At 53.3% G+C, this 5,251-nt stretch carries 2 tRNA genes and 2 rRNA genes; all 4 read left to right on the forward strand.

What is annotated here, in order from left to right:
• Nucleotides 1–144 precede the first annotated feature (144 nt).
• The 4 genes from ACZ9H4_RS36960 (at nucleotide 145) to ACZ9H4_RS36975 (ending at nucleotide 5,225) form a co-directional block, all read left to right on the forward strand.
• Nucleotides 145–1,677, forward strand: a 16S ribosomal RNA gene (locus tag ACZ9H4_RS36960).
• A gap of 65 nt (nucleotides 1,678–1,742) precedes the next feature.
• Nucleotides 1,743–1,819: transfer RNA gene (locus ACZ9H4_RS36965), tRNA-Ile, on the forward strand.
• Between the two features lie 54 nt (nucleotides 1,820–1,873).
• Nucleotides 1,874–1,949, forward strand: a tRNA-Ala gene (locus ACZ9H4_RS36970).
• Nucleotides 1,950–2,345: 396 nt separating this feature from the next.
• Nucleotides 2,346–5,225 (forward strand): 23S ribosomal RNA (locus ACZ9H4_RS36975).
• Together the 16S and 23S rRNA genes with 2 tRNA genes alongside form the textbook arrangement of a ribosomal RNA operon.
• Nucleotides 5,226–5,251: the final 26 nt, after the last annotated feature.

Consider the following 5,251-nt stretch of genomic DNA (forward strand, 5'->3'; position numbering starts at 1 on the left):
TTGGAGTCTGCTGTAAAAGCGAAAGTATCAAGTCTCACACAGTAATGAAAGGAAGGTTTGACCGTCGAGAGATGATCGAACACTTCGTCAGTACGTTGAGTGAGCGACCGGTTTCGAAAGAGACCGAAAAACAGTAACAGGTTTGAACTGAAGAGTTTGATCCTGGCTCAGATTGAACGCTGGCGGCATGCCTTACACATGCAAGTCGAACGGCAGCACGGACTTCGGTCTGGTGGCGAGTGGCGAACGGGTGAGTAATACATCGGAACGTGTCCTGGAGTGGGGGATAGCCCGGCGAAAGCCGGATTAATACCGCATACGCTCTGAGGAGGAAAGCGGGGGATCTTTCGGGACCTCGCGCTCAAGGGGCGGCCGATGGCAGATTAGCTAGTTGGTGGGGTAAAGGCCTACCAAGGCGACGATCTGTAGCTGGTCTGAGAGGACGACCAGCCACACTGGGACTGAGACACGGCCCAGACTCCTACGGGAGGCAGCAGTGGGGAATTTTGGACAATGGGCGCAAGCCTGATCCAGCAATGCCGCGTGTGTGAAGAAGGCCTTCGGGTTGTAAAGCACTTTTGTCCGGAAAGAAATCCTCTGGGTTAATACCCTGGGGGGATGACGGTACCGGAAGAATAAGCACCGGCTAACTACGTGCCAGCAGCCGCGGTAATACGTAGGGTGCAAGCGTTAATCGGAATTACTGGGCGTAAAGCGTGCGCAGGCGGTTCGCTAAGACAGATGTGAAATCCCCGGGCTTAACCTGGGAACTGCATTTGTGACTGGCGGGCTAGAGTATGGCAGAGGGGGGTAGAATTCCACGTGTAGCAGTGAAATGCGTAGAGATGTGGAGGAATACCGATGGCGAAGGCAGCCCCCTGGGCCAATACTGACGCTCATGCACGAAAGCGTGGGGAGCAAACAGGATTAGATACCCTGGTAGTCCACGCCCTAAACGATGTCAACTAGTTGTCGGGTCTTCATTGACTTGGTAACGTAGCTAACGCGTGAAGTTGACCGCCTGGGGAGTACGGTCGCAAGATTAAAACTCAAAGGAATTGACGGGGACCCGCACAAGCGGTGGATGATGTGGATTAATTCGATGCAACGCGAAAAACCTTACCTACCCTTGACATGTATGGAAGTCTGCCGAGAGGTGGACGTGCCCGAAAGGGAGCCATAACACAGGTGCTGCATGGCTGTCGTCAGCTCGTGTCGTGAGATGTTGGGTTAAGTCCCGCAACGAGCGCAACCCTTGTCCCTAGTTGCTACGCAAGAGCACTCCAGGGAGACTGCCGGTGACAAACCGGAGGAAGGTGGGGATGACGTCAAGTCCTCATGGCCCTTATGGGTAGGGCTTCACACGTCATACAATGGTCGGAACAGAGGGTCGCCAAGCCGCGAGGTGGAGCCAATCCCAGAAAACCGATCGTAGTCCGGATCGCACTCTGCAACTCGAGTGCGTGAAGCTGGAATCGCTAGTAATCGCGGATCAGCATGCCGCGGTGAATACGTTCCCGGGTCTTGTACACACCGCCCGTCACACCATGGGAGTGGGTTTCACCAGAAGTAGGTAGCCTAACCGCAAGGAGGGCGCTTACCACGGTGGGATTCATGACTGGGGTGAAGTCGTAACAAGGTAGCCGTATCGGAAGGTGCGGCTGGATCACCTCCTTTCTCGAGCTGAACGTGTCGAACGTTGAGCGCTCACGCTTATCGGCTGTGAATCAGGACAGACTCAGGGGTCTGTAGCTCAGTCGGTTAGAGCACCGTCTTGATAAGGCGGGGGTCGATGGTTCGAATCCATCCAGACCCACCAAAGTCTTGTCTGGTGAGCTGACCGTCTAAAAACCTCTGGGGTATCTGTATGACTGGGGGATTAGCTCAGCTGGGAGAGCACCTGCTTTGCAAGCAGGGGGTCGTCGGTTCGATCCCGTCATCCTCCACCAATCCTCAATGCCGGTTTTACTGCATGCGCTAATGAAAGTTGGCGGTGTAGTGAAACAGGCATTGGCGATTGAGCCAGTCAGAGTGATACGCGGTTATAGCAACTGCGATATCGGCTGTCGTTCTTTAACAATCAGGAAGAAGTAGTAAAGAGATTCACGAAAGCATACCTGGAGATGGGTGTGTGAGTAGGTGAATCAGGGTTGTGATTGTATCAATGTATGAAAAGGTAATCGAAAGATTGCTTTGGAATACGGCGCAACACGAATACTCAACCTGTAGCGATTGTGAATTGATGTCCTGGCATTCCCTGTGAATGTCCCTGTCCCCTTCGGGGATGGGACCGGAGTAGGCGCTCAAGGGCCAACTCCGGATCGACAGAGACACACCCGTTATAGGGTCAAGCGAACAAGTGCATGTGGTGGATGCCTTGGCGATCACAGGCGATGAAGGACGCGGTAGCCTGCGAAAAGCTTCGGGGAGCTGGCAAACGAGCTTTGATCCGAAGATGTCCGAATGGGGAAACCCACTCCGAATGGAGTATCCATGACTGAATACATAGGTCATGCGAAGCGAACGCGGTGAACTGAAACATCTAAGTAACCGCAGGAAAAGAAATCAACCGAGATTCCCAGAGTAGTGGCGAGCGAAATGGGACCAGCCTGTACTCTTTATCTTCATTGTTAGCTGAAGGCTCTGGAAAGTGCTGCCATAGCGGGTGATAGCCCCGTAAGCGAAAACAGCGAGGAAGAACTGGGTGTACGACAAGTAGGGCGGGACACGTGAAATCCTGTCTGAAGATGGGGGGACCATCCTCCAAGGCTAAATACTCGTGATCGACCGATAGTGAACCAGTACCGTGAGGGAAAGGCGAAAAGAACCCCGGGAGGGGAGTGAAACAGATCCTGAAACCGCATGCATACAAACAGTCGGAGCCTCGTAAGGGGTGACGGCGTACCTTTTGTATAATGGGTCAGCGACTTACATTCAGTGGCAAGCTTAACCGATTAGGGCAGGCGTAGCGAAAGCGAGTCCGAACAGGGCGATTCAGTCGCTGGGTGTAGACCCGAAACCAGGTGATCTATCCATGGCCAGGATGAAGGTGCGGTAACACGTACTGGAGGTCCGAACCCACTAACGTTGAAAAGTTAGGGGATGAGCTGTGGATAGGGGTGAAAGGCTAAACAAACCTGGAAATAGCTGGTTCTCTCCGAAAACTATTTAGGTAGTGCCTCGTGTATCACCTTCGGGGGTAGAGCACTGTCATGGTTGTGGGGTCCATTGCGGATTACTACGCCATAGCAAACTCCGAATACCGAAGAGTGCAATCACGGGAGACAGACATCGGGTGCTAACGTCCGGTGTCAAGAGGGAAACAACCCAGACCGCCAGCTAAGGTCCCCAAATATTGCTAAGTGGGAAACGAAGTGGGAAGGCTAAAACAGTCAGGAGGTTGGCTTAGAAGCAGCCATCCTTTAAAGAAAGCGTAATAGCTCACTGATCGAGTCGTCCTGCGCGGAAGATGTAACGGGGCTAAGCAATATACCGAAGCTGCGGATGCATATTTATATGCATGGTAGGAGAGCGTTCCGTAAGCCTGCGAAGGTGCATTGAAAAGTGCGCTGGAGGTATCGGAAGTGCGAATGCTGACATGAGTAGCGATAAAGGGGGTGAAAGGCCCCCTCGCCGTAAGCCCAAGGTTTCCTACGCAACGTTCATCGGCGTAGGGTGAGTCGGCCCCTAAGGCGAGGCAGAAATGCGTAGCTGATGGGAAGCAGGTTAATATTCCTGCACCATTGTTAAATGCGATGGGGGGACGGATCGCGGAAGGTTGTCCGGGTGTTGGAAGTCCCGGTCCTTGCATTGGAGAAGGCGCTTTGGCAAATCCGGGCGCGGAATTCAAGGGTGCGAGGCCATTCACTTCGGTGAAGAAGCAACTGGAAGTGGTTCCAAGAAAAGCCTCTAAGCTTCAGTTTAACAGGACCGTACCGCAAACCGACACAGGTGGGCGAGATGAGTATTCTAAGGCGCTTGAGAGAACTCGGGAGAAGGAACTCGGCAAATTGGTACCGTAACTTCGGGATAAGGTACGCCCCTGTAGCTTGATGCGCCTGCGCGCAGAGGGTGAAGGGGTTGCAATAAACTGGTGGCTGCGACTGTTTAATAAAAACACAGCACTCTGCAAACACGAAAGTGGACGTATAGGGTGTGACGCCTGCCCGGTGCCGGAAGATTAAATGATGGGGTGCAAGCTCCTGATTGAAGTCCCGGTAAACGGCGGCCGTAACTATAACGGTCCTAAGGTAGCGAAATTCCTTGTCGGGTAAGTTCCGACCTGCACGAATGGCGTAACGATGGCCACACTGTCTCCTCCCGAGACTCAGCGAAGTTGAAGTGTTTGTGATGATGCAATCTCCCCGCGGCTAGACGGAAAGACCCCATGAACCTTTACTGTAGCTTTGCATTGGACTTTGAACCGATCTGTGTAGGATAGGTGGGAGGCTATGAAGCGTGGACGCCAGTCTGCGTGGAGCCGCCCTTGAAATACCACCCTGGTTTGTTTGAGGTTCTAACCTTGGTCCGTTATCCGGACTGGGGACAGTGCATGGTAGGCAGTTTGACTGGGGCGGTCTCCTCCCAAAGTGTAACGGAGGAGTACGAAGGTACGCTAGGTACGGTCGGAAATCGTGCTGATAGTGCAATGGCATAAGCGTGCTTAACTGCGAGACCGACAAGTCGAGCAGGTGCGAAAGCAGGTCATAGTGATCCGGTGGTTCTGTATGGAAGGGCCATCGCTCAACGGATAAAAGGTACTCTGGGGATAACAGGCTGATACCGCCCAAGAGTTCATATCGACGGCGGTGTTTGGCACCTCGATGTCGGCTCATCTCATCCTGGGGCTGTAGCCGGTCCCAAGGGTATGGCTGTTCGCCATTTAAAGAGGTACGTGAGCTGGGTTTAAAACGTCGTGAGACAGTTTGGTCCCTATCTGCCGTGGGCGCTGGATATTTGAAGGGGGCTGCTCCTAGTACGAGAGGACCGGAGTGGACGAACCTCTGGTGTACCGGTTGTCACGCCAGTGGCATCGCCGGGTAGCTATGTTCGGAAGAGATAACCGCTGAAAGCATCTAAGCGGGAAACTCGCCTTAAGATGAGATATCCCCGGGGCTTCGAGCCCCTTGAAGGGTCGTTCAAGACCAGGACGTTGATAGGTCAGGTGTGGAAGCGCAGTAATGCGTTAAGCTAACTGATACTAATTGCCCGTAAGGCTTGATCCTATAACAGGTGTGTCTTGTGGTTCAGA

Source organism: Paraburkholderia sp. TE9906 (assembly GCF_056279605.1).